The 23,272-nt window shown below is 52.0% G+C and carries 20 protein-coding genes; 5 read left to right on the top strand and 15 right to left on the bottom strand.

Going from position 1 to position 23,272, the window contains the following annotated elements; translation table 11 throughout:
- Positions 1–15 precede the first annotated feature (15 nt).
- The 10 genes from RGQ30_RS06255 to RGQ30_RS06210 all read right to left on the bottom strand — a co-directional run bounded on the left by RGQ30_RS06255 (position 16) and on the right by RGQ30_RS06210 (position 13,083).
- Positions 16–1,032: an NAD(P)H-quinone oxidoreductase gene (locus RGQ30_RS06255; protein ID WP_130556732.1), complete on the bottom strand. Its 1,017-nt coding sequence runs from the start codon at positions 1,030–1,032 to the stop codon at positions 16–18.
- Positions 1,032–3,176 carry a polyribonucleotide nucleotidyltransferase gene (gene pnp / locus RGQ30_RS06250; RefSeq protein ID WP_130556733.1) on the bottom strand — a complete coding sequence of 715 codons (2,145 nt, stop codon included), beginning with the start codon at positions 3,174–3,176 and terminating at the stop codon, positions 1,032–1,034. Before pnp ends, RGQ30_RS06255 begins: the two co-directional genes overlap by 1 nt.
- Positions 3,177–3,307: 131 nt before the next feature.
- A complete protein-coding gene (gene rpsO / locus RGQ30_RS06245) occupies positions 3,308–3,571 on the bottom strand; it encodes a 30S ribosomal protein S15 (RefSeq protein ID WP_008251166.1) in 264 nt (87 codons plus the stop codon).
- Between the two features lie 132 nt (positions 3,572–3,703).
- A complete protein-coding gene (locus tag RGQ30_RS06240; protein ID WP_130556734.1) occupies positions 3,704–5,245 on the bottom strand; it encodes a 2-isopropylmalate synthase in 1,542 nt (513 codons plus the stop codon).
- 583 nt (positions 5,246–5,828) lie between these two features.
- Positions 5,829–6,647 (bottom strand): CDP-diacylglycerol--serine O-phosphatidyltransferase, encoded by an 819-nt coding sequence (gene pssA, locus RGQ30_RS06235; RefSeq protein WP_130556735.1) that lies wholly within the window; start codon positions 6,645–6,647, stop codon positions 5,829–5,831.
- A 2-nt stretch (positions 6,648–6,649) separates the two neighbouring features.
- Positions 6,650–7,294, bottom strand: coding sequence for a phosphatidylserine decarboxylase (locus RGQ30_RS06230; RefSeq protein ID WP_130556736.1), 645 nt, complete (start codon positions 7,292–7,294; stop codon positions 6,650–6,652).
- 147 nt (positions 7,295–7,441) lie between these two features.
- A complete protein-coding gene (locus tag RGQ30_RS06225; RefSeq protein ID WP_130556737.1) occupies positions 7,442–9,538 on the bottom strand; it encodes a catalase in 2,097 nt (698 codons plus the stop codon).
- Positions 9,539–9,740: 202 nt separating this feature from the next.
- Positions 9,741–10,757 carry a ketol-acid reductoisomerase gene (gene ilvC, locus RGQ30_RS06220; protein WP_130556738.1) on the bottom strand — a complete coding sequence of 339 codons (1,017 nt, stop codon included), beginning with the start codon at positions 10,755–10,757 and terminating at the stop codon, positions 9,741–9,743.
- Between the two features lie 106 nt (positions 10,758–10,863).
- Positions 10,864–11,355: an acetolactate synthase small subunit gene (gene ilvN / locus RGQ30_RS06215; protein WP_130556739.1), complete on the bottom strand. Its 492-nt coding sequence runs from the start codon at positions 11,353–11,355 to the stop codon at positions 10,864–10,866.
- Positions 11,356–11,370: 15 nt separating this feature from the next.
- A complete protein-coding gene (locus tag RGQ30_RS06210; RefSeq protein WP_130556740.1) occupies positions 11,371–13,083 on the bottom strand; it encodes an acetolactate synthase 3 catalytic subunit in 1,713 nt (570 codons plus the stop codon).
- Positions 13,084–13,122: 39 nt separating this feature from the next.
- Here RGQ30_RS06210 and RGQ30_RS06205 point away from each other — a divergent pair, with 39 nt between their 5' ends.
- The 5 genes from RGQ30_RS06205 (at position 13,123) to RGQ30_RS06185 (ending at position 15,484) form a co-directional block, all read left to right on the top strand.
- Positions 13,123–13,254 carry a hypothetical protein gene (locus RGQ30_RS06205; protein WP_008251157.1) on the top strand — a complete coding sequence of 44 codons (132 nt, stop codon included), beginning with the start codon at positions 13,123–13,125 and terminating at the stop codon, positions 13,252–13,254.
- Between the two features lie 222 nt (positions 13,255–13,476).
- Positions 13,477–14,037 (top strand): RNA polymerase sigma factor, encoded by a 561-nt coding sequence (locus RGQ30_RS06200; protein ID WP_130556741.1) that lies wholly within the window; start codon positions 13,477–13,479, stop codon positions 14,035–14,037.
- Positions 14,034–14,522, top strand: coding sequence for a DUF3619 family protein (locus tag RGQ30_RS06195; RefSeq protein ID WP_130556742.1), 489 nt, complete (start codon positions 14,034–14,036; stop codon positions 14,520–14,522). Before RGQ30_RS06200 ends, RGQ30_RS06195 begins: the two co-directional genes overlap by 4 nt.
- Before the next feature lie 25 nt (positions 14,523–14,547).
- Complete coding sequence (locus RGQ30_RS06190; RefSeq protein WP_130556743.1) at positions 14,548–14,970, top strand: DUF3106 domain-containing protein; 423 nt, start codon at positions 14,548–14,550, stop codon at positions 14,968–14,970.
- A 46-nt stretch (positions 14,971–15,016) separates the two neighbouring features.
- A complete protein-coding gene (locus tag RGQ30_RS06185; RefSeq protein WP_130556744.1) occupies positions 15,017–15,484 on the top strand; it encodes an RDD family protein in 468 nt (155 codons plus the stop codon).
- A gap of 16 nt (positions 15,485–15,500) precedes the next feature.
- Here RGQ30_RS06185 and RGQ30_RS06180 read toward each other — a convergent pair whose 3' ends face one another.
- From RGQ30_RS06180 to RGQ30_RS06160, 5 genes are all read right to left on the bottom strand, one after another.
- The gene (locus RGQ30_RS06180) at positions 15,501–16,475 is read right to left on the bottom strand and encodes an aminotransferase class I/II-fold pyridoxal phosphate-dependent enzyme (protein ID WP_338284846.1); all 975 of its coding nucleotides are present in this window, start codon (positions 16,473–16,475) and stop codon (positions 15,501–15,503) included.
- Complete coding sequence (locus tag RGQ30_RS06175) at positions 16,465–17,931, bottom strand: SpoVR family protein (protein ID WP_130556746.1); 1,467 nt, start codon at positions 17,929–17,931, stop codon at positions 16,465–16,467. The genes RGQ30_RS06180 and RGQ30_RS06175 overlap by 11 nt, the downstream gene beginning before the upstream one ends.
- A 12-nt stretch (positions 17,932–17,943) precedes the next feature.
- Positions 17,944–19,206 carry a YeaH/YhbH family protein gene (locus RGQ30_RS06170; RefSeq protein ID WP_130556747.1) on the bottom strand — a complete coding sequence of 421 codons (1,263 nt, stop codon included), beginning with the start codon at positions 19,204–19,206 and terminating at the stop codon, positions 17,944–17,946.
- A 27-nt stretch (positions 19,207–19,233) separates the two neighbouring features.
- A complete protein-coding gene (locus RGQ30_RS06165; RefSeq protein WP_130556748.1) occupies positions 19,234–21,198 on the bottom strand; it encodes a PrkA family serine protein kinase in 1,965 nt (654 codons plus the stop codon).
- 219 nt (positions 21,199–21,417) lie between these two features.
- Entirely contained in the window at positions 21,418–23,199 is a 1,782-nt protein-coding gene (locus tag RGQ30_RS06160; RefSeq protein WP_130556749.1) for an MFS transporter, read from the bottom strand.
- Positions 23,200–23,272: the final 73 nt, after the last annotated feature.

The following is a 23,272-nucleotide window of genomic DNA, read 5'->3' as shown; positions in this document are numbered from 1 at the left end:
CCTTAATCTACAATCCTAATCTTCAATACTAAGTACGATTTTGCCAAACGAGTCGCCCGATTCCATCAGATCATGTGCACTGGCTACTTCATCCAGTCCAAAAGTGGCCTGCACTAGTGACCTTAAGGCGCCTGAGGCAAATCCTTCCTGCAACTGCCGCTCGACCTGCCGCGCCAATTCAGCCTTGAATTCGGGTGAGCGTGGCCTGAGCGTGGTACCAGTAAGCACCACCTGCTTGGTCAACAGCTTTGCAGCATCGATGTTTGCAAAGCGTCCGCCCAACAAGGCGATGACGATCACCATGCCCTGGGGTTTGACACAATTCAAATCCTTGTTCAAATACTCGCCGGCAACCATGTCGAGAATCAAATCGACACCCTGATGCGCGGTATCTTGCAATACAAGCTGCTCCCAATCCTGGGATTTGTACAGGTAGGCCTTATCAGCCCCCAATTGCGTACAAAAATCAGCCTTGTCCTGACTGCCCACTGTAACCAGAGTGCGCAGTCCGTGTTTCTTGCACAACTGGATGGCAGCGGTACCAATGCCACTGCTGCCCCCATGAATCAATACGGTTTGACCTGCTTTGGCACCACCTTTCATGAAAAGGTTCTGCCACACGGTCATGTAAACTTCGGGCAGACTTGCTGCCTCGGTGAAACCAATACCTTCAGGAATCTGCATGCACTGCCTTGCAGGCGTGCACACATACTCCGCATAACCCCCGCCATTGCACAAGGCCATGACGGGTTTGTTCAACATGCTTTCAGAGACGCCCTGCCCCACAGCCACAACCACACCCGACACTTCAAGACCCAAATTCGGATTGGCGTCAGGGGGTGGAGGGTACAAACCCAGACGCTGAAGCACGTCGGGACGATTCACCCCAGCGGCCACAACCTGAACAAGCACCTCTCCAGGCTTGGGAGAAGGCACTGGCAGTTCAGTCAGCTCAAGCTGATCGACCCCGCCAGGGGCCTTCACACGTACCGCCTTCATGCTGACAGGCGGTTGCGCGGCCGGCTTACTCATCAGCCTTCGCTAGAACCTTCACCAGCCTGCTCGGCGGGTGCGTCTTGCGTCAGCAATGCTTTCATGGACAAGCGCAGGCGGCCTTTTTCGTCGGCTTCCAATACTTTGACTTTGACAACTTGGCCTTCCTTGAGGAAATCACCAACGGTGTTGACGCGCTCGTTTGCAATCTGGGAGATGTGCAATAAGCCGTCTTTGCCTGGCAACACGCTGACAATTGCACCAAAATCGAGCAATTTCAACACTGTGCCTTCGTATACGGCGCCCACTTCCACTTCAGCTGTGATGCCTTCGATGATCTTCTTGGCACGCTCGCCTGCGTCGCCATCCACGGAAGCGATGGTGATTGAACCATCTTCCTTGATGTCAATGCTGGCGCCGGTTTGCTCAGTGATGCCACGAATGGTTGCACCGCCCTTACCGATCACATCACGAATTTTCTCGGGATTGATTTTCATGGTGATCATGCGGGGCGCGTAAGCAGACAATTCACCCACGCTGCCACCTGTTGCTTCTTTCATGATGCCCAGAATGTGCATGCGGCCTTCGCGGGCCTGAGCCAACGCAACCTGCATGATTTCCTTGGTGATGCCCTGAATCTTGATGTCCATCTGCAAAGCAGTCACACCGTTTTCAGTACCAGCCACCTTGAAGTCCATGTCACCCAGGTGATCTTCGTCACCCAGAATGTCGGTCAATACGGCGAATTTGTTGTCTTCCTTGATCAAGCCCATGGCGATACCAGCCACCAGTTGCTTCAAAGGAACACCAGCGTCCATCAAGGACAATGCGCCACCGCAAACGGAAGCCATGGAGCTTGAACCATTGGACTCAGTGATTTCTGACACCACACGCATGGTGTACTGGAAATCTTCAGGAGCTGGCAGCATCATTTCAACTGCACGACGGGCCAAACGACCATGACCAATTTCGCGGCGCTTTGGTGCACCCATGCGACCACATTCGCCGGTGGCGTAGGGGGGCATGTTGTAATGGAACATGAAGCGGTCACGGTATTCACCAGCCACTGCATCAATCATTTGTTCGTCGCGGCCTGTACCCAAGGTGGTTACTACCAAGGCCTGTGTTTCACCGCGTGTGAACAAGGCTGAACCGTGCGCACGTGGCAACACGCCAGTGCGAACAGTAATGGGGCGCACGGTGCGTGTGTCGCGGCCGTCAATACGTGGCTCGCCATTCAGGATTTGACCACGAACAATTTTCGCTTCCAGGCCAAACATGATGTCGCCCACGTCGGCATTGGTAATGCCGGCGCGTTGCTCTTCAGTCAGCTTGGAAGGCAGTTCGGCAGCCACTTCCGCTGAAATTTCTTTCAGGCGCTGGCTACGGGCCTGCTTTTCGGTCATTTTGTACGCAGCAGCCAGCTTCTCGCCAGCCAATTCTGTGATTGCGGCAACCAGTGGCTCGTTGGCAGGTGCTGCTTTCCAGTCCCACTCGGGTTTGCCGGCTTTGGCAGTCAATGCATGGATCGCATTGATGGCAGCTTGCATTTGTTCGTGACCGAACATGATGCCGCCCAGCATGATTTCTTCGGTCAGCTCGTGGGCCTCGGATTCAACCATCAACACTGCAGCCTCAGTACCTGCAACAATCAGGTCCATCTTGCTGTCTTTCAGCTGAGTTGCCGTGGGGTTCAACACGTACTGGTCGTTGATATAACCCACGCGTGCGCCGCCCACTGGGCCATTGAAAGGAATGCCGGCAATTGACAGGGCCGCAGAAGCACCCAGCATGGCTGGAATATCGGGGTTCACTTCGGGGTTGATTGACATCACTGTCAGGCAAACCTGCACTTCGTTGAAGAAGCCTTCAGGAAACAGGGGACGCAGTGGGCGATCGATCAAGCGGGCATTCAGGGTTTCCTGCTCGGTGCCCTTGCCTTCACGCTTGAAAAAGCCACCAGGGATACGACCGGCGGCGTAAAACTTCTCAACATAATCGACGGTGAGAGGAAAAAAATCTTGGCCAGGCTTGGCTGACTTGGCGGCAACTACAGTTGCCAGAACAACGGTGTCTTCTACACTAACAATGACAGCGCCGCCAGCTTGGCGGGCAATTTCACCAGTTTCGATGGTGACGGTATGTTGACCGTATTGAAACGTTTCTTTATGGATTTCAAACACTTTGTCTTTCCTTTTAGTAATCTCGCCAGGTCAATACCTGGACGCGAGAGCCCGCTGGTTTTAAAACACAAATGCCCACAACCGGGGTTGCAGGCATTTGAGTCAAATCAACGGCTTGTAGCAGCGACCAATTACTTGCGTAGACCCAAGCTGCTGATCAGGTTGCGGTAAGCATCTGCGTTTTTGCGCTTGAGGTAGTCAAGCAGCTTGCGACGACGAGACACCATGCGCAGCAAACCGCGGCGTGAGTGATGGTCTTTGGCGTTGGCCTTGAAGTGATCGGTCAACGAGTTGATTCGGGCTGTCAACAATGCCACTTGAACCTCGGGGGAACCAGTGTCACCCTTGGCGCGTTGATATTCGGCAAGAATTGCCGCTTTGTTAATTTCTGACATCTTTATTACTCCACTTGCGTGAACTTGCAGCCCGATTTTGAATAAATGGTGACCGCAGTTCCGTGTAAAAAGACCACCTATTTAAAAAGGTGGTCGCCTGAACCCACTATTGTAGGGGAAAACCGGTAAAAATCAAACCTGTGGGTTCAACTTTTCATGTTTTGACTGCAATTTGTTCAGTGCAGACAGGTAAGCCTTGGCCGAAGCCACGACGATATCGGGGTCTGCACCCACGCCATTGACAATTCGCCCGCCTTTTTGAAGGCGCATGGTCACTTCACCCTGAGACTCTGTTGTACCTGATGTAATGCCATTGACCGAGAACAGAAGCAGTTCCGCCCCACTTCGCACCTCGGCTTCAATGGCTTTCACTGTTGCATCCACAGGGCCGTTGCCTTCGCTTTCAGACACCACTTCGCGACTGTCCACTGAGAAAACCACACGGGCCTTGGGTCGCTCGCCGGTTTCTGAATGCTGAACCAGCGAAACATACCGATAGAATTCGGATTCTCCGCCCGTGCCATCACCCGACACCAAGGCATGAATGTCTTCGTCAAAGATTTCTGCTTTGCGATCAGCCAGATCCTTGAAACGTTGGAATGTGTCGTTCAGGGCCTGTTCGCTGTCCATCTCGATACCCAAGGCCTCGAGGCGTTGTTTGAAGGCATTTCGACCCGACAACTTGCCGAGTACGATTTTATTGGCAGACCAGCCCACATCCTCTGCCGTCATGATTTCGTAGGTCTGGCGGGCCTTCAACACGCCATCCTGGTGAATACCAGAAGCATGGGCGAACGCATTCGCACCCACAATGGCTTTGTTGGGCTGAACCACGAAGCCGGTGATGTTGCTGACCAGGCGGCTTGCAGACACAATCTGGGTCGTATCAATGCCCACATCCAGGTCGAAAAAGTCACGGCGGGTTTTTACAGCCATCACGATTTCTTCGAGAGAACAGTTTCCTGCGCGCTCACCCAAGCCATTGATGGTGCACTCCACCTGCCTTGCACCACCGATGGCTACACCAGCAAGGGAATTGGCCACAGCCATTCCAAGGTCGTTATGGCAGTGCACCGACCACACTGCCTTGTCGCTGTTTGAAGTCATTGTGCGCAAGTCGCGCATGAATTCACCATAGAGCGATGGCACGGCATAGCCCACCGTGTCGGGAATATTGATGGTTTTGGCACCCGCCTTGATGACGGCTTCGCACACCTTGGCAAGGAAGGGCAATTCCGAACGGTAGCCGTCTTCTGCCGAAAATTCCACATCATCGGTGTACTGCAAGGCCAGCTTCACTGCTTTGACCGCTTGCTCAAGCACTTGATCGGGTGTCATGCGCAGCTTCACTTCCATGTGCAAAGGTGAAGTGGCAATAAAGGTATGAATTCGTCGACGTTCAGCGGGAGCCAGGGCATCGCCTGCACGCATGATGTCTTTGTCATTGGCACGGGCCAGCGAACACACGGTGGACTCTTTGATGACCGAGGCAATCGATTTGATGGCCTCAAAGTCACCATTGCTGGATGCAGCAAAACCCGCTTCAATGACATCGACCTTCAGCTTCTCCAGCTGCTTGGCAATCCGGATTTTTTCTTCGCGGGTCATGGAGGCGCCAGGGCTTTGTTCACCGTCGCGCAAGGTGGTGTCGAATATGATGAGGCGGTCTGACATGTTGTTCTCCTGAATATCTGGCAAGGATACAACAAGGCAGCCCCTCGGAGGCAACCCCTTGGTCGACCGAAAGCCCTCATCCCACAATTGCTTGTGCGGCTGTCATATGCGTGGTGGAAAAGGCTCGCCTTCAGAGGCAATCCCTTGGTAGACCGAAAGCCCTTTTCTCCCAATTGCCCCCCTGCCCGGCTGAAGGTTTGCCTCCAAAAAAGAGGGTTGGCCAAACCTTCTCGCGCCGCGCGCGACCGCCTTGGCAAAGGGGAAATTGGGTGGGCTTTCTGACCGGTCGACAAGGGATATGCCAACTGAAGACCGCCTTTTCGAACACTGCGGCGCGCAAGCAATGGGCTGGCGGCAATGCAGAGGACTTCGAAGCAGGCTTGGTGTGAGAGACTTGACTTGCGATTCAAGAAAAGCGCCCCGCTTCAGCACTGCGATTGCGTTCGCCACCGGCGAAAAAAAGCCCTGACCGTCTTTTTGTCAGGGCTTTTTTAGTCAATCGAACTGCTGAAGAAGGGAAAAAGTGCTTTTCAAGCAAGGTCAAGCTTTCGCCGAAAACTGCTTCAAAGAATCAAGTCATCAGTCAAAAGTGTTCGTCGCGTTCAATGTCCAGGCCTTTCAAACCCTGACCTTTGACTTTGCGAACCACGTACACCACATAACCTGAAATGCCGTACAACACAAAAACCCCAAATAGCACTTTGGGCGGGTCTTGTGACACGAGCGCAAACACCAGAGGTATCAACGCAAGCACCAGAAACGGCACACTGCGGCGAAAGTGAAAGTCTTTGCCACTGAAAAACGGCACATTCGACACCATCGTAATGCCAGCATAAAACGTAATGCCCCAAGCCAGCCAATCCAGTTCGGCACCCGCCATTTTGGCGTCGTCCATTACCCAGACAAAACCTGTGACCAAAGCTGCGGCGGCCGGGCTCGGCAGGCCTTGAAACCAGGCCTTGTCGACCACGGCAGCATTGGTATTGAAACGCGCCAGCCGCAAAGCGGCACCAGCCAGATACACAAAGGCTGCAACCCAGCCAAGTTTGCCCATGCCACTGAGCGACCATTCGTAAATGATCAAGGCTGGCGCAGCGCCAAAAGACACCATGTCGGCGAGGCTGTCATATTCCGCACCAAAGGCACTTTGGGTATTGGTCATTCGGGCAACTCGCCCGTCCAGACTGTCCAGGACCAAAGCTGCGAATATGGCCACTGCAGCAGTTGTGAACTGTTGACCCATCGCCATCACAATGCCGTAAAAACCACAAAACAAAGCCGCTGTGGTGAACAGGTTAGGCAGAAGATAAACCCCTTTGTGAGGCTTCCCTGACGGACCTGTCATCCTCGCAGAAAATGGACGCGGGGCACCAAAACGGTTTTTGTTTCGTTTAAATCGCATATTCAGGACACCAGTTCAGCCAGCACAGTGCTGGATGCAGAGACTTTGTCACCAATTGCTACCTTGGGAACGGAATCGGTTGGGAGATAAACATCCACACGCGAACCAAAACGGATAAAGCCATAACGCTGGCCTTTTTCTACTGAATCCGAAGGCTTGACATAGCAAAGAATTCGTCGGGCAATCAAACCGGCCACCTGAACTGCAGTAACCGTGGCACCCGTGTCAGTGTGAATGACGATTGCATTTCTTTCATTTTGTGTGCTGGCTTTGTCCAGGTCCGCGTTAACGAACAAACCCGGAAAATAGTCCACCGACTTGATTTCACCACCAATTGGAATGCGATTGGAGTGAACATTGAACACATTCATGAAAACGGAAATTTTCAAGGCCTCGCGTTGTGCATAGGGATCTTCAACTCGCTCCACAGCAACAATGCGGCCATCGGCAGGAGAGACCACCGCGTTTTTCTGTGCGGGAATGTAACGGGGAGGATCGCGAAAAAACTGCAGCACAAAGACAAACAGAATCCAGGCCACGACCGACAAAAATGTCAGACCAAATGATTGAAGCGCAAGTGCCAGCAAGGCGACTACTGCAAGGAATGGCCAACCTTCGCGGGCAATAATTGGGTGTGGATAGTTCATGGTTCTTTGTTGTGAATGATTATGAGACCGATTTTATAAGGCAAAAGCACGCACTGTGGGCACAATTGTGCGAATTGACCAATAAGAATCTGAAGTAATCCCTCAAGTGCCAGTTTAAACAATCCAAACCCGGTGACATTAATCTGCTTAAGCCAAAGTGCGAATTGACTTTTCCCGATCCCACTGCCTTGTCTGGGCTGCCGTCAAAAATCGGGGAATGTCCCGCACCGAGACAACACCTTCATCCTTGAATACACCTGCCCTTTCCAGCAAAACATTTGCGCCAGTGTCAAAAGCAATGGCCTTCAAATGCCCGAAAGCATCACGAACAAAGTCCACGGCGGCTGCTTCATTGCACATGGCAGTCGCCACCTTGTCATCCAGAACCAAGGCTATCGCGTCAAAAATGACCGATGGCGTACCGGCCAACTGGCCATCTACCTTCAAACCGGATTGATCCGACAACACAACATCCCCGACATGCAAGGCCACAATCTTGCAGGTGGCACCGGCTTTGGAAATTCCTTTAACCAGCTTGTCAATCTGGGCTTTGTCTGAACCGTGCCCTACCAATACACCCAACATGCGTCCCTCAAGCGTGCCCTTCATTTTGCCAATGGTTTGTAGAGCAGGAGACGGTTTGAACTGCTGGACGGGCGCCGCAGCAACTGGCGGTTGAGGCATTTCACGCAAACCCAAACCTTTCGCCACACGTTGCGCCAAACCTTTGTCAATGTGTTGAAGATGCCCCACGATCGCTTGTCGAATGTGTATGTACTCGACTTTTGACAATTCGAAGACCAGTGCAGAAGCCATGTGGGCCTGCTCGTGGATTGTCTGGCTGACAAAAAACTGCCTGGCTTGGCTGTAATGATCATTGAACGACGCGGCCCGTATCCGTCCGCGCACACCGTTCTCTTCAATTCTCGCACTTTGAAAACCTTTGGGCTGTTCACGGGGTCCTTCAGGGTCCAGGGTATTGGGCTCATACGCCACACGGCCAACAGGCTGATTCATTTGCATATGCCCGTCGCGCTGGTTGTTTGCAAACGGACACTTCGGCGCATTCACCGGAATCTGATGGAAATTCGGTCCGCCCAGACGCGACAACTGGGTATCCAAATAGGAGAAAAGACGCCCTTGCAACAGTGGATCATTGGAGAAATCGATTCCAGACACAAGGTGAGAAGGACAGAAAGCAACCTGCTCTGTTTCAGCAAAAAAATTGTTGGGCCAGCGATTCAACACCATTCGCCCAATCACTTTCAAGGGCACGAGTTCTTCGGGAATCAGCTTGGTGGCATCCAGGTGATCAAACGGAAAGCGCTCAGCCTGTTCAGCTGTAAACAGTTGAACTGCCAATTCCCATTCCGGAAAATGGCCATGGGTAATTGCTTCGAACAGGTCACGTCGGTGAAAGTCCGGATCCGCCCCCGCAATCTTGACAGCCTCATCCCACACTGTGGATTGAAGACCCAGCTTGGGTCGCCAGTGAAATTTAACAAACGTGGATTTTCCTTGCTTGTTGATCAAACGGAAGCTGTGCACGCCAAAGCCTTCGATCATGCGAAGGGAGCGGGGTAAGGTGCGATCTGACATGGCCCACATGATCATGTGCATGGACTCGGGTGTCAGGGAAATGAAATCCCAGAATGTATCGTGTGCGCTGGCAGCCTGAGGAAAACCACGGTCTGGCTCCATTTTTACTGCATGAACCAGATCAGGAAACTTCATCGCATCCTGAACGAAGAAGACCGGGATGTTATTGCCTACCAAATCCCAGTTACCTTCCTTGGTGTACATCTTGACAGCAAAGCCACGAACATCCCGGGGGGTGTCGATCGACCCCGCACCACCAGCAACGGTGGAAAACCGGGTGAACACTGGCGTTTGGACACCAACCTCGGTCAGAATCGCCGCAGTGGTATACCGGGACAGGGAATCAGTCAACTCAAAGAATCCATGTACCCCAGTACCACGCGCATGCACAATGCGTTCGGGAATTCTTTCGTGATCAAAATGGGTTATTTTTTCACGAAGAATGAAATCTTCCAACAAGGTCGGACCGACCGGATTCGCACGCAAGGAATTCTGATTGTCGGAAATTGGCAAACCCTGATTGGTGGTCAGACCCTCGCTCAACAAGCGCTGATGAAGCTCACCCCCGTTTCCCCTCGACACGGCATTTTTGAGGGATGAATTTGCCTGTGCGGACACCTTTCCTGTCGACTTTGCTTTCCCCATACTGAACTCCCTTGCTTTTGCTGTGTGACAAGAGAACTCATACTACTATCGATTAGTTTATTTTATAAACTACATATCCGATCAGGAAACACAGTGCGGGTAACAAAGGCAGAGGAAATAAAAAAAACCACAGCACTTTCGCACTGTGGGTTTTTTCCTGGAAGCAAGCAATCCGGTTGGACTGCCTGCAAACCAAACTGTATTAGTTCTTGGACTGGTCAACCAGCTTGTTCTTGCTGATCCAAGGCATCATGGCGCGCAATTGTGCGCCCACGATTTCGATTGGATGCTGAGCATTCAAGCGACGACGTGCTGTCATTTCTGGGTAGTTTGTCTTGCCTTCCAAAATGAAGCGCTTGGCGTATTCACCGTTCTGGATGTTGTTCAAACATTCCTTCATTGCGGCACGTGCCTGGTCTGCAATCACACGGTTACCGGTCACGTACTCACCATATTCCGCGTTGTTGGAAATGGAGTAGTTCATGTTGGCAATACCGCCTTCGTACATCAGGTCAACAATCAACTTCAGTTCGTGCAGGCACTCGAAGTAAGCCATTTCTGGTGCGTAGCCTGCTTCTACCAAGGTCTCGAAACCGGCTTTCACCAGTTCAACTGCACCACCGCACAACACAGCCTGTTCACCGAACAGGTCAGTTTCTGTTTCTTCGCGGAAATTGGTTTCAATCACGCCGCCTTTTGTGCCGCCGTTTGCAGCTGCATAGGCCAAAGAAATGTCGTGGGCGTTGCCAGTGGTGTCCTGGTAAATCGCGATCAATGAAGGCACGCCGCCGCCCTTCAGGTATTCAGAACGCACGGTGTGGCCAGGGCCTTTGGGGGCAATCATGATAACGTCGATGTCAGCACGCGGCACAACCTGGTTGTAATGCACGTTGAAGCCGTGGGCGAATGCCAATGCAGCACCTGGCTTGATGTTTGGTGCAACTTCCTTGTTGTACACGTCAGGAATGTTTTCATCAGGCAACAAGATCATGACCACGTCCGCTTCTTTCACAGCGTCGGCCACTTCCTTGACCTTCAGGCCAGCGCCCTCGGCTTTGGACCATGACGCGCCACCCTTGCGCAGGCCAACAGTGACATCAACGCCAGAGTCGCGCAGGTTTTGCGCGTGTGCATGGCCTTGTGAACCGTAACCAATGATGGATACTTTCTTTTTCTGGATCAGGGACAGATCCGCGTCTTTGTCGTAATAAACTTTCATGTCATTTTCCTTTTTTCAGGTATTTAAATTCACTTATTTGGCTCATTGAGCGGACTCATTCGCCGGACTCATTCGCCGGATTTAATGGCCAGATTCAAACCTCGGATCAAACGCGCAAAACCCTTTCACCGCGACCGATGCCGGAACTGCCCGTGCGGACGGTTTCCAGAATGGCCGTGCGGTCAATTGAATCCAGGAATGCGTCCAGCTTGGATTTGTTTCCAGTCAGCTCGATGGTGTAGCTTTTCTCGGTGACATCGATGATGCGACCACGGAAAATGTCCGCGGTGCGCTTCAGTTCTTCACGCTCCTTGCCAACTGCGCGCAATTTTACCAGCATCAGCTCGCGTTCAATATGCGCACCATCACTTAGATCGACTACTTTAACCACTTCAATCAAACGGTTAAGGTGCTTGGTGATTTGCTCAATCACGTCGTCTGACCCCACTGTCACGATGGTCATTCGTGACAGGGTTTCATCTTCCGTGGGGGCCACAGTCAGGGTTTCAATGTTGTAACCCCGAGCAGAAAACAAGCCCACCACGCGGGACAAGGCACCAGGTTCGTTCTCGAGGAGAACGGAAATAATATGTCTCATATTTGCCATCTCCTTTTACAGTTCTTCCGAACCCAGCAGCATTTCTGAAAGTCCCTTGCCGGCCTTGACCATTGGCCACACGTTTTCAGTGCGGTCAGTGATGAAGTCCATGAACACCAGGCGGTCTTTGTACTTGCCAAATGCTTCACGCAGGGCTGGCTCGACATCGCATGGCTTGGTGATCTGCATGCCAATGTGGCCATACGCTTCCACCAGCTTGACGAAGTCAGGCAAGGCGTCCATGTAGCTTTCGGAGTAACGTGAACCGTAGTCCAATTGCTGCCACTGACGAACCATACCCAGATACCGGTTGTTCAAGTTCACGACTTTCGGCGTGAAGTGATACTGGAAGCAGGTAGACAGTTCCTGAATGTTCATCTGGATGGACGCCTCACCTGTGATACAGGCAATTTGTGCATCGGGGTTGGCCATTTGAACGCCCATGGCGTAAGGCAAGCCCACACCCATGGTGCCCAGACCACCGGAATTGATCCAGCGGCGTGGCTTGTCAAAACGGTAGTACTGCGCAGCCCACATTTGGTGCTGGCCCACGTCCGATGTGACGAATGCATCACCATTGGTGACTTCCCACAGCTTTTCAACCACAAATTGCGGCTTGATCAGTTCATCGGACTTGGCGTAGTCCAGGCACTTGCGGCCACGCCACTTTTCAACCTGCTCCCACCAACCTTGCAGTTTGCCTTGGTCTACCCGCTTGCCGCTTTCTTCCAGCAACTGGATCAAATCAACCAGCACATCCTTGATGTTGCCAACGATTGGCACATCCACTTTCACGCGCTTGGAAATGGACGAAGGGTCGATATCAATGTGAATGATCTTGCGCGGAATGGACGCAAAATCTTTGGGGTTGCCGATGACTCGGTCGTCAAAACGGGCACCCACTGCGATCAACACGTCGCAATTCTGCATGGCCAGGTTGGCTTCGTAAGTGCCGTGCATGCCAGGCATGCCCATGAACTTCTTGTCGCTGGCCTTGAATGCACCAAGACCCATCAAGGTGTTGGTACACGGTGCACCAACCCACTCGACCAGACGTGTCAGCTCGGCTGAAGCATCGCCCAGAATAACGCCACCACCGGAATAGATCATGGGGCGCTCTGCCTCAAGGATCATTTGCACGGCTTTCTTGATTTGGCCTTGGTGGCCTTTGACCACAGGGTTGTACGAGCGCATTTTCACTGGCTCGGAATAATCAAACGTGGTTTTGTGGATGGTGATGTCTTTGGGGATATCCACCAGCACAGGGCCTGGGCGGCCAGTGCGTGCGATATAAAACGCTTCTTTCATGACACGCGCCAGGTCTTTCACATCTTTCACAAGGAAGTTGTGTTTGACGCAGGGGCGTGTGATACCCACGGTGTCGCATTCCTGGAACGCATCTTGACCAATCGCGTGCGTAGGCACTTGACCGGACAGAATCACCATGGGAATGGAGTCCATGTAGGCTGTTGCAATGCCTGTTACCGCATTGGTGAGGCCTGGGCCGGACGTAACGAGACAAACACCCACCTTGTCGCTTGAACGCGAATAGGCGTCGGCCGCATGCACTGCAGCTTGTTCGTGACGTACGAGAATGTGTTCGAATCCATCTTGCTTGAAGATGGCGTCATAGATATAGAGTACTGCTCCGCCTGGGTAACCAAAAACGTGCTTGACGCCTTCTTCTTCCAGACATTTGACAACGATTTCCGCGCCGGTATATTCCATTTTAAAAAATCCTGACAAAATCCACGGGACATTGGTCGGATGCCGTCCTGGATCGCATTGCCGTGGGGCACAGGCTTTTTGAAAATGAACAACCTTGTGGGTGTGGACATGTCGCAAAGCGCTGGCGATCACAACCCGATTATGTCGGGCAGGTTGGCCATGGGCTTCTGAACCACAAGTTCAGCGCCCTAGCGCGTCTTTCGCCAAATCAGCAAGGATATGCTGTTTAACTAGAGACAATTACAGGGTAGATCGAGAGCTTAGTGCCTAATGGGGCTTGGGTCAAGAAAAAAACCTTCGGGCTTTGATATCATTGTGAGTTGTTTCAAATACTGTAAACAAACTGAGTTTCACTGAGCTGATTCCTCCTACCCCACCTCGACAAAAACACCTATGGCCAGCACGCGAGAATTAGAGGAATTTCTGAAGGGGGTGTCGCACAGGGCCTACCGACAGGCGTTTTTTGCGGTCAAGAATGAAGAAAGTGCAATGGACCTGGTGCAGGAAAGCATGATGAAGCTTTCCGACAAGTATGGTGACAAGCCCAAGGAAGAGCTGCCCATGCTGTTCACCCGGATATTGCAAAACACCATTCTCGACTTTCACCGCCGACAAAAAGTCCGCAACACCTGGACCACTCTCTTTTCCAGCTTTCAGAAAAAAGACGAAGAAGATTACGATGTGCTTGAGAACCTTCTCGCACAAGATGAATCCCAGAATGCAAGCGCTCAGGACGAAATTGAACAATCCCAGAACATGGCCGCCATCGAAGAGGCCATTGCAGCTTTGCCCGAGCGTCAACGCCAGGCATTCCTGTTGCGTTATTGGGAAGAGATGGATTTGGCAGAGACAGCAGAAATAATGGGTTGCTCCGAAGGCAGCGTGAAAACGCATTGCTCCAGGGCCACCAAGGCATTGGCACAGGTTTTGAGGCAACAGGGGTTTCGAAAATGAATGATGAACGGCTAACCGCAAATGTAGTTAAAAAGCTACTTGATGAGTCTGCAGCGAATGTGTCTCTCGACATTCAAGCCCGTTTGAACCTGGCCATCACCAAATCAGTGCAACTGCACGCCGAAAAATATGGAAACCATGCTGTGGCTCCTACCTACACAGCAGATTCTTTTGGCAAGCTGTTCAACCATTTTTCCGAATGGTTGAACCGACCCGCATTGTCCTTGGCGGTTAGCGCTCTTTTTGTGGCTGGGGCTATATTTGGCGTAGCCCAATTTGGCCTTGAAAATTACGACGCCCGCATTTCCGAAACAGCCGACCTTGACGCGGCGATTTTGTCCGATGACTTGCCACCCGATGCTTATCTCGATCATGGGTTCATCAATTACGCCACTGAACTGCAAAAGAACAATACCATTCCTGCAGAAGACGGCATTGAGCAATGGATGGACTCCCTGCCGGTTGACTTTACTACATCAATTTAGTGAGATTGGGTGAAAGGGGATAGACATGGGAAACAGCAGAATTCATTCCGCACTGATGACCTTGGGGTTGCTGGTTGTGCTGGCCGTTCAAAGCCAGGCCGCCCTGGCTGCTGAGACTTGGTCAGAACTCTCACCAAAACAGCAGGAATTGCTCGCCCCGTTAAAGGATAACTGGAACTCAATGAGCCGTTCCCAGCAGGAACGTTGGTTGAAAGTGGGCCGAAAATACGAAAACGAGCCAGCTGAGCGACAGGCCACCATGCGCGAAAGGGTAAGCTCGTGGAGCGAACTCAGCCCGCAAGAAAAAGCAGCCGCGCGCGAAAACTACAAAGCCCTGCAGGAAAAGCGGCAAGGCGAAAGAAATTCCAGCTGGAACAGTTACAAGAGCCTTGATCAGCAAAAGCGTGAAGAATTCAAAGGTAAAAACACCAAACAATCTTTGAATTAAAGCTTCCCCCCGCTCCGCCCTGCAAGCAGAGCGATAAAATGCAGCCATGGAACGACTTCTAGACAATGGCTTGATCAGCCCAAGCAGAAAACGCAGACTGGCCAGCATGCTTTATGAAAGCATGCTGCTTTTTGGCGTTTTGTTCATCGCAGGTTATATTTTTGACACCCTGACCCAAAGCCGCCACGCGCTCTATTTGCGAGAAGCGCGTCAATGGTGGTTTTTCCTTGTGCTGGGCATTTACTTCGTGTGGTTTTGGCGGCATGGGGGGCAAACCCTGGCCATGAAAACCTGGCACATTAGACTGGTCAAGGAAGACGGCAGCAAAGTGGGCTGGATGCAATCTGTTTTGCGTTATGTGTTGTGCTGGTTATTCAACCTCACAGGCATTGCATTCATCTATTCATTCTTCGACAAGAATGGGCAATTTCCGCAAGACCGTTTGTGCAAAACCTTGCTGGTGTCCACAAAACCCCGCGAGCGCGGTATTGAAGAAGTCATGCGGCACGAATAACAGCGCTCGGTCACATTCAGTCCAGCGAGTTGATGGCAAGCGCCAGCCGTTCCCAATCCAGCTCAACCCGGGGAACGCCACAACGCAAAATACTTTGCTCGGCGGGATAAGTTCGAACCAACACGCCCATGTGCTCGAGTTTCATGGCCCATTGCTCACTGTTCGGGTGAACAAAACTGATGAAATACCCGCCACTGTGAATTGATACGTCCGGCCCCAGTTTCAACCGCCACAACCCCTCCAGCCGAGCACACACCTGCGCCAAACGGTCCACCTGCTCTTCTCGCCAGGCGTCTGCCTTGAAATACTGTAAGGCCAGCCACCACTGCGGGGACGACACGGCCTGGGTTCCAACTTCATTGAGCAAGGCTGTACAAACTGCCTTGGGTCCACAAACAAACGCCAGATTGGCCCCAGACAAGCCAGTGAAAGGGGCAACAGATCGAAGAACGATAGCAGGCTCTGCTTCAATGAATGAAGCGTAGGACTCTTCACCAGTCCAATCGAGGTACGCCTCGTCCAGAATGAGCCAGCCACCTTGTGCCCTGAGCCGCTTGGCCAAAAGCTTGACCTGCTTGATCCCGATCATCTGACAGGTCGGGTTGACAGGCCGACCGAGCACCACCACATCACATTCGGGAATATCGCCTTCCAGCACCAGGTCTACCGGCCAATCCAGCACCACGTGGTTGGCGCGGCGGAAGCGTTTGTCCCACTGATCGAAACTTGGCTCAGCGAGTACCACACGCATGGATCCGTACCAAGTCTGGAAAAGACGCGCGAGTGCGGAGATACCGCTTTCTATTCCGGTGACGGCCAGGACTGACTCACATTCAAAGTACCGTGCAGCTTCAAGATGAAAACAGGATCGAAGCACATCGGGGCGGGCCCAGACTGAAGCCGGCATGTCAGCCAGCGGCAGTTCAAAAGGCGCGACAGACCCCGACAAATCCAGCTTGGCCGGCTGGGAAACCCGGGTGTCAATGAACATCCGAAGTTTCCAGGTGAACCGGGAAACCCCATAACCGTTCGATTTGCGCCAGCGTTTTTTCTGCCTCATCCTCGTTCAGTGGACGTCCACGCCGACTCATGTGGGTCAGTGTCAGCGAACGATCTGTCATTCGGGCATACGATGTCACTTGAATATCAGGGACCATGCTTTCACGGGAATACTGGTTGGCCAATAGTGTACGAATTCGACGATAGCCTTCGTCATTGTGAATGCTGTCGATGAACAGTTCATTTTCAGACTTGTGGTCAGCAATCGTGAACAGGCGGAAATCCCGAATCACTTTGGGTGACAGAAACTGGCGAATGAATGATTCATCCTTGAAATTGCGCATTGCAAAGTCAATCGCTTTCAACCAATTGCCCGTACCAGCAAGGTCGGGAAACCAGCGTTTGTCTTCCTCGGTGGGTTTTTCACACATGCGACGAATGTCGCTGAACATGGCAAAACCCAGCGCATACGGATTCAGTGCGCGAAAACGACCATCGCGTGAATCGGGTTGAAACACCACATTGGTATGAGAGGTCAGGAACTCAAGCATGAAACCATCCGACACCAGTTTTTCATCGTACAGACTATTCAACAGCGTGTAGTGCCAAAAGCTGGCCCAACCTTCGTTCATGACCTTGGTTTGACCCTGGGGATAAAAGTATTGGGACATCTTGCGGACAATGCGAACCAGTTCGCGTTCCCAGTCGCGCAGCTTGGGTGCTTCTTTTTCAATGAAATACAGCAAGTTCTCGACAGGTTCACGCGGATAATTGTCTTGTTGACGCTCAATTTGTGCGGCCTCAACGGGCGAGACCTTGGCCATGATTTCATCGTACTGTCGGCGCTTTTCCTCGGCGAGATCGTCCCGTTTGACTTTGAGTGCTGCCTCGGACTCAAAGCGGCGCTTGTAACGGTCTACGCCAAAATTCTGAATGGCGTGTGCAGCGTCCAGGATTTCCTCGACCGCGTCGAAGCCATACTTCTCCTCGCACTCCATCACATACTTTTTGGCAAACACGAGGTAATCGATGATGGCATCAGCCTGGGTCCATTGCCGAAACAGGTAATTGCCCTTGAAAAACGAGTTGTGACCATAACAGGCATGAGCAATCACCAAGGTCTGCATGGTCATGGTGTTTTCTTCCATGAGGTAGGAAATGCAGGGGTTGGAATTGATGACTACTTCATAGGCCAGGTTTTGCTGCCCGGTTTCATACAGGTGTTCATTGACCGAGAATGACTTGCCATAGCTCCAGTGGGGGTACATCACTGGCATGGCCGCGCTGGAATAGGCGTCGAGCATTTGCTCGGCACTGATGACCTCTATCTGATTTGGAAAGGTATCCAGCTTGAATTTGTTTGCGGTAATGTCGTGCAACTGCGTGTCGATGTCTCGCAGCAGGTCAAATGTCCACTCATTGCCAGCCAGGTCGAGTTGCTGAGCCATAATTTGCCACTCCTAGCGCCCAAAGGCGACTTCTTTTCTCTCAAACAATCCACGAAAGACAGGGTAAATGTCTCGCCGATTGAACAATTTGCGCATGGCAAAGTGACCTGCAAAGCTGTCCTCGAGCCGCTCAAAACTCTCCCAGAGGTCCGACGCACGGGCCATCCCGAACATTGGCGTGGGCATGGTTTCCACGTATGCGTAGTAACGCACATGCGGCATGATTTTGGAAGACAGGTACTCCGCGCTGGCCCGTGCATCTCTGGAGGTGGCGTCACCGTCCGAGGCCTGGGCCACGTAGACATTCCAGGCACTGCCCGGGTAGCGGGTTTCAATGATCTGGTGCATCAGCTCCATGGCTGGCATGATTTCGGTGCCACCACTTTTTTTGCCATAAAAAAAGTCCTCTTCGCTGACTTCTTCGGCCTCGTCAGTGTGTCGTATGAAAACCAGTTTCACCTCTTCATACTTGCGGGTCAGAAAAAGGTACAACAGAGTATAGAAGCGTTTGGCGAGGTCCTTTTTCGCTTCATCCATGGATGCGGACACATCCATGAGACAAAACATGACCGCGTTGGTGGAGGGTTCGGGGTAAGTAACCCGGTTGCGATAGCGCAGGTCTACTTCGTCCAGAAAAGGCACATTCGGTTTTTTTCTGGCCTGCTTCAGCGGGTCTGATTCCAGATCAAGTTCGGAATTTTCAGGGTCATCTTCATCGTCACCCCGAGGCTCCAGAGCCACACGACGCATCAGCGAGGCTTTCATGGTTCGCAGTACAGACAGCGACGTGGGCGCACCAGAACGCGAATACCCGACATTTCGGCTTTTCATGCGTTTGACGGAAGAGATTTCCCGCTTCAGCAATTCAGGCAGCTCAAGGTCATCAAAATACAGATTCAAAAACTCTTCCCGCGACAACACAAAGGTAAACGCATCGTCGCCTTCGCCCTTGCCTGGTTTGCCACCACCCTGCCCCTCACCGCCTCCGCTTGGACGGGGAATACGGTCTCCGGGCACAAAGTCCTTGTTGCCCGGAACAACCTGTTCGGTACTACCACCTTGGCCGAACACAAAGTTGGGTTCCGACACTTCACGCGTCGGAATGCGAACCTTGACCTTGCCATCCCCGTTAACTTCGGAAATGGAGGATTCACCTGCCACATCCCCGACCGCCTTTTTCAATTGCGTTTTGTAACGCCGAATAAAGCGCTCGCGGTTGGGCAGGCTTCTGTTTTTGCCGTTGAGCCTGCGATCAATAATGGTTGAATCGGCCATGGCAAACTCCTTATTCGTTTCGCGTGATCAAGACGCCTTTTTCACGCGCAAATGCCATTCGACGAGCAGTCGAACCTGCTTTTCCGTATAACCCTTGGCCACCATGCGATCCACAAAATTCTCGTGCTTTTCCTGACTTTCCTTGGAGCCTTTGTGATCAAAGGAAATCACGGGCAGCAAGTCTTCAGTTTTCGAAAACATGCTTCGCTCGATGACTTCGCGCAGCTTTTCATAACTGGTCCAGGCGGGCATGGTGCCTGAATTGCTGGCCTGTGCCCGCAACACAAAATTGACCACTTCGTTGCGGAAGTCTTTCGGGTTGGCAATACCGGCCGGCTTTTCAATGCGGTTCAACTCGTCGTTCAATGAATCGCGATCAAAGATTTGCCCGGTTGCCGGGTCGCGGAATTCCTCGTTCTGAATCCACTTGTCGGCAAACTGGATGTAACGCTCGAACAGGTTCTGGCCGTATTCACTGTAGCTTTCCAGGTAAGCCGTCTGAATTTCCTTGGCTACGAATTCAGCGTACTTGGGGGTTAGATAGCCCTTGATGAAGTCGAGGTATTTGCGGGCCTGTTCTTCGGGAAGGTTGTCCTTGACGACCTGTTGTTCCAGTACATACAACAGGTGCACAGGGTTGGCGGCCACCTCGTGGTGATCAAAGTTGAATACCTTGGACAACACCTTGTAAGCCCAGCGGGTTGAGGATCCATTCATTCCTTCATCAGGGCCGGATTGATCACGGTATTCCTGAATGGGTTTGGCATGCGGATCCACGTCTTTGAGGTTTTCACCATCGTAAACACGCATTTTGCTAAACAGGTTGCTGTTGGCAGGTTCCTTCAAACGCGTGAGCACGCTGAACTGCGCCATCATGTTCAAGGTGCCAGGTGCGCAAGGCGCCTTGTAGAGTGAAGAGTGTTCCAGAAGCTTTTCGTAAATCTTGACTTCTTCGGACACCCGTAGGCAATACGGCACTTTCACGATGTACACGCGATCAAGAAAGGCTTCGTTGGTTTTGTTGTTGCGGAACTGTTGCCATTCCGATTCATTGCTGTGCGCCAGAATAACGCCATCAAAGGGAATCGAACCAAACCCTTCGGTGCCCTTGAAGTTGCGTTCCTGGGTGGCTGTCAACAGTGGGTGCAGCATCTTGATGGGCGCCTTGAACATTTCAACAAATTCAAGCAAGCCCTGGTTGGCCAGGCAAAGGCCACCACTAAAGCTGTAGGCATCGGGATCGTCCTGGCTGAACTGGTTCAGCATGCGAATATCCACCTTGCCCACCAAGGCGGAAATGTCCTGGTTGTTTTCATCACCGGGTTCGGTTTTCGCAATGGCCACCTGGTTCAAGGTAGATGGCATCAGGCGAACAACCCGGAATTTGCGCAAATCGCCACCGAATTCGGCAAGCCGCTTGGTAGCCCATGGGCTGGCAATGCCAGACAAATAGCGGCGGGGAATGCCGTACTTGTCTTCCAGCGACGCACCAAACTGGTTTGGATCAAACAGACCCAGTGGGGATTCATTAATGGGCGAGCCCTTCAATGCATAAATGGGTTGCTGTTCCATCAAGGCTTTCAAGCGCTCTGCCAAGGATGACTTGGCACTGCCCACGGGCCCCAACAGATACAACACCTGCTTGCGTTCCTCAAGGCCCTGAGCGGCATGGCGGAAGTAAGCCACAATGTTTTCGATCACCTCTTCCATGCCATAGAACTCGGTGAACGAGGGGTAACGCCGCACCACGCGGTTGGAGAAGATTCGGGACAAACGGGGATCGTGCCGGGTGTTGATGACTTCAGGTTCACCGATGGCATGCAGCATGCGCTCAGCGGCGCTAGCATAAGTGAGAGGATCTGCCTTGCACAGGTCGAGGTATTCTTCAAGACTCATCTCGGTTTGCTGTAACGCTGCAAACCGGGATTGGAATTGACCAAAAATGTCAGACTCACCGGAATTCAAATCACGCCTTTCAAGCTCTGTGTTCATGATGTCCTCCTGCACAACGCGCTTTCGCCTTTTTACTCTGGCCGTGAATCCATTTCGCGCCCAAAGCAATCGATTTCATCCATCGAAAAAGTTGCAAAAAACAGGCCAGCTTGATTCTTTACATTTTTGTGCTGTTTTGGTGCTTGCAACTCTTTCTGACTAACTCTGCTAGTGACCACTATCTCCTTATCACGTGGCGCTTTGTATCCCTGATGCGGGTCAACTGTCCTTTCTGATTAGACGCCAGACCGTTTGAGAAATTTCCTGATTACTCAAATTTTTTGGGTGCGAGTCTTCGGAAAATTCAAGCACATTCATGGTGATTCCCTTCTTGGCCAGAACGCCCGGCATGTCATCCAGGCGGTACTGCTTGCGCAACAGTTCAAACATCGGCTTGTCAATTGCAATGGAACGCCCTTGTTGAATATGTGACGCAATCGCCTTGATTAATTCCTTTTGAGTATCAATTTCAGACAGCTTATTGAATTCGAGAATGAATCCGTGCTTTCGAAGTCGGTTAGCAAATCGGGAAGGCTTTAACCGGCCTGAAAGCACCGCAGTCATCTCAATTGGCAGGGCGGCCATTCGCTGCAAGAAATTGTCGTGCAACAGTGTTGGAAAAACAATCAGCTTGCCGCCATCTTCGCCCAGGTGATCCAGGTTCTCGATGTGTGGCAAATGTCGGCCGTTCACCTTGAACAGCAATTGGGCACGAAGTACCACATAGGGTTGCTTGAACACCCACAGCGCAAGCACCACCAGGTTGATTGCCGTCACTGCCGAGAACACCCACAACACCTGCCCCTTCATGGCCAAGAGGATGACGATCGCAAAACCGGCGGAAACCACCATGAAGAATGAATTGATGATGTTATTGGCAGAGACCACGCGGGAGCGGCTTTGCCGGGGGGCAAATGCCTGCATGGTGGCATACAGGGGTACGCTGTAAAGCCCCACCCCAATACTGATCAGCACAAACAGACCCAACACGGCGATGTTGTCGAACTGACTGAAAAACTCAATCACGGTTTGCTGGTTTTGGCTGGTTTCATAATTGAGCAATACAACATGAAGCAGCAAGCCAGCCAAAATCATGACCACGAGCCCCCATACCACCAAGCCCATTTCAATGCGCTTGCGAGACCACTTTTCGCACAGAAACGCGCCAATGCCCAAGCCCACGGTGAATGCAAACAACAACACAGTGGCCACACCCGCACTGGCATTGAGCAATGTTTTTGACAGCAATGGAAACTGGGTCAGGTAGGTTGCACCCACAAACCACAGCCAGGAAATACCCAGCAAAGCAGGCCACACAGTCGACAAACCCGTGGCGAAACGCACATTGCGCCAGGTTTCGGAAAACACGTTCCAATTGACCTTGAGGTCAGGGGCATGCGAGGGCGTCAAGGGCATTCGCTGGGCCTGATGAACCCCTAACAAAGCCACAGCAAAACCAAACCCACACACAACATAGACCACCGCATTGCCAGCATCCTGACTCATCAAGCTGCCGGCAGCAATGGTGCCCAACAAAATGGCCATGAAGGTGGCTGACTCAACAAGGGCGTTGGCCATGACCAATTCACTGGATTTGAGTTGCTCAGGCAAATACGCGTATTTGGCGGGACCAAAAAAAGCGGACTGCGTGCCGAGTAGAAACACGCCCAAAACAAGCAACTCCACAGAGTTCAACAGGAAGCCAAGTGCCGTGATCAACACGATTGGGGGTTCAAGCCACTTGGCCAGCCGCATGACTTTGGTCTTGTCAAACTTGTCAGCCAACTGCCCGCTGGTTGCAGAAAAAATGACGAAGGGAAGAATGAAAAGCGCTGCGATCAGATTGATCAGCAAGCCGGGAGAAAAACTGCCGCGAAGTGAGTCGTTGTAAGTTACAGCCAACGTGACTGCGAACTTCAAAAGGTTGTCGTTGAACGCGCCGAGAAACTGCGTCCAGAAAAATGCGCCAAAACGATTGTCACGAATCAATTGAATTGCCATGCATTGAGCATAGCGCAAAAAATTCTGATCGAGAAACAAAAAAGGCCCCGCTTTCGCGGAGCCTTTCGATGTT

The organism is Limnobacter thiooxidans, assembly GCF_036323495.1.
Lineage (GTDB): Bacteria > Pseudomonadota > Gammaproteobacteria > Burkholderiales > Burkholderiaceae_B > Limnobacter > Limnobacter thiooxidans.
Note: the sequence above shows the minus strand (reverse complement) of the source record. Positions and strands in the feature narration are given on the sequence as shown.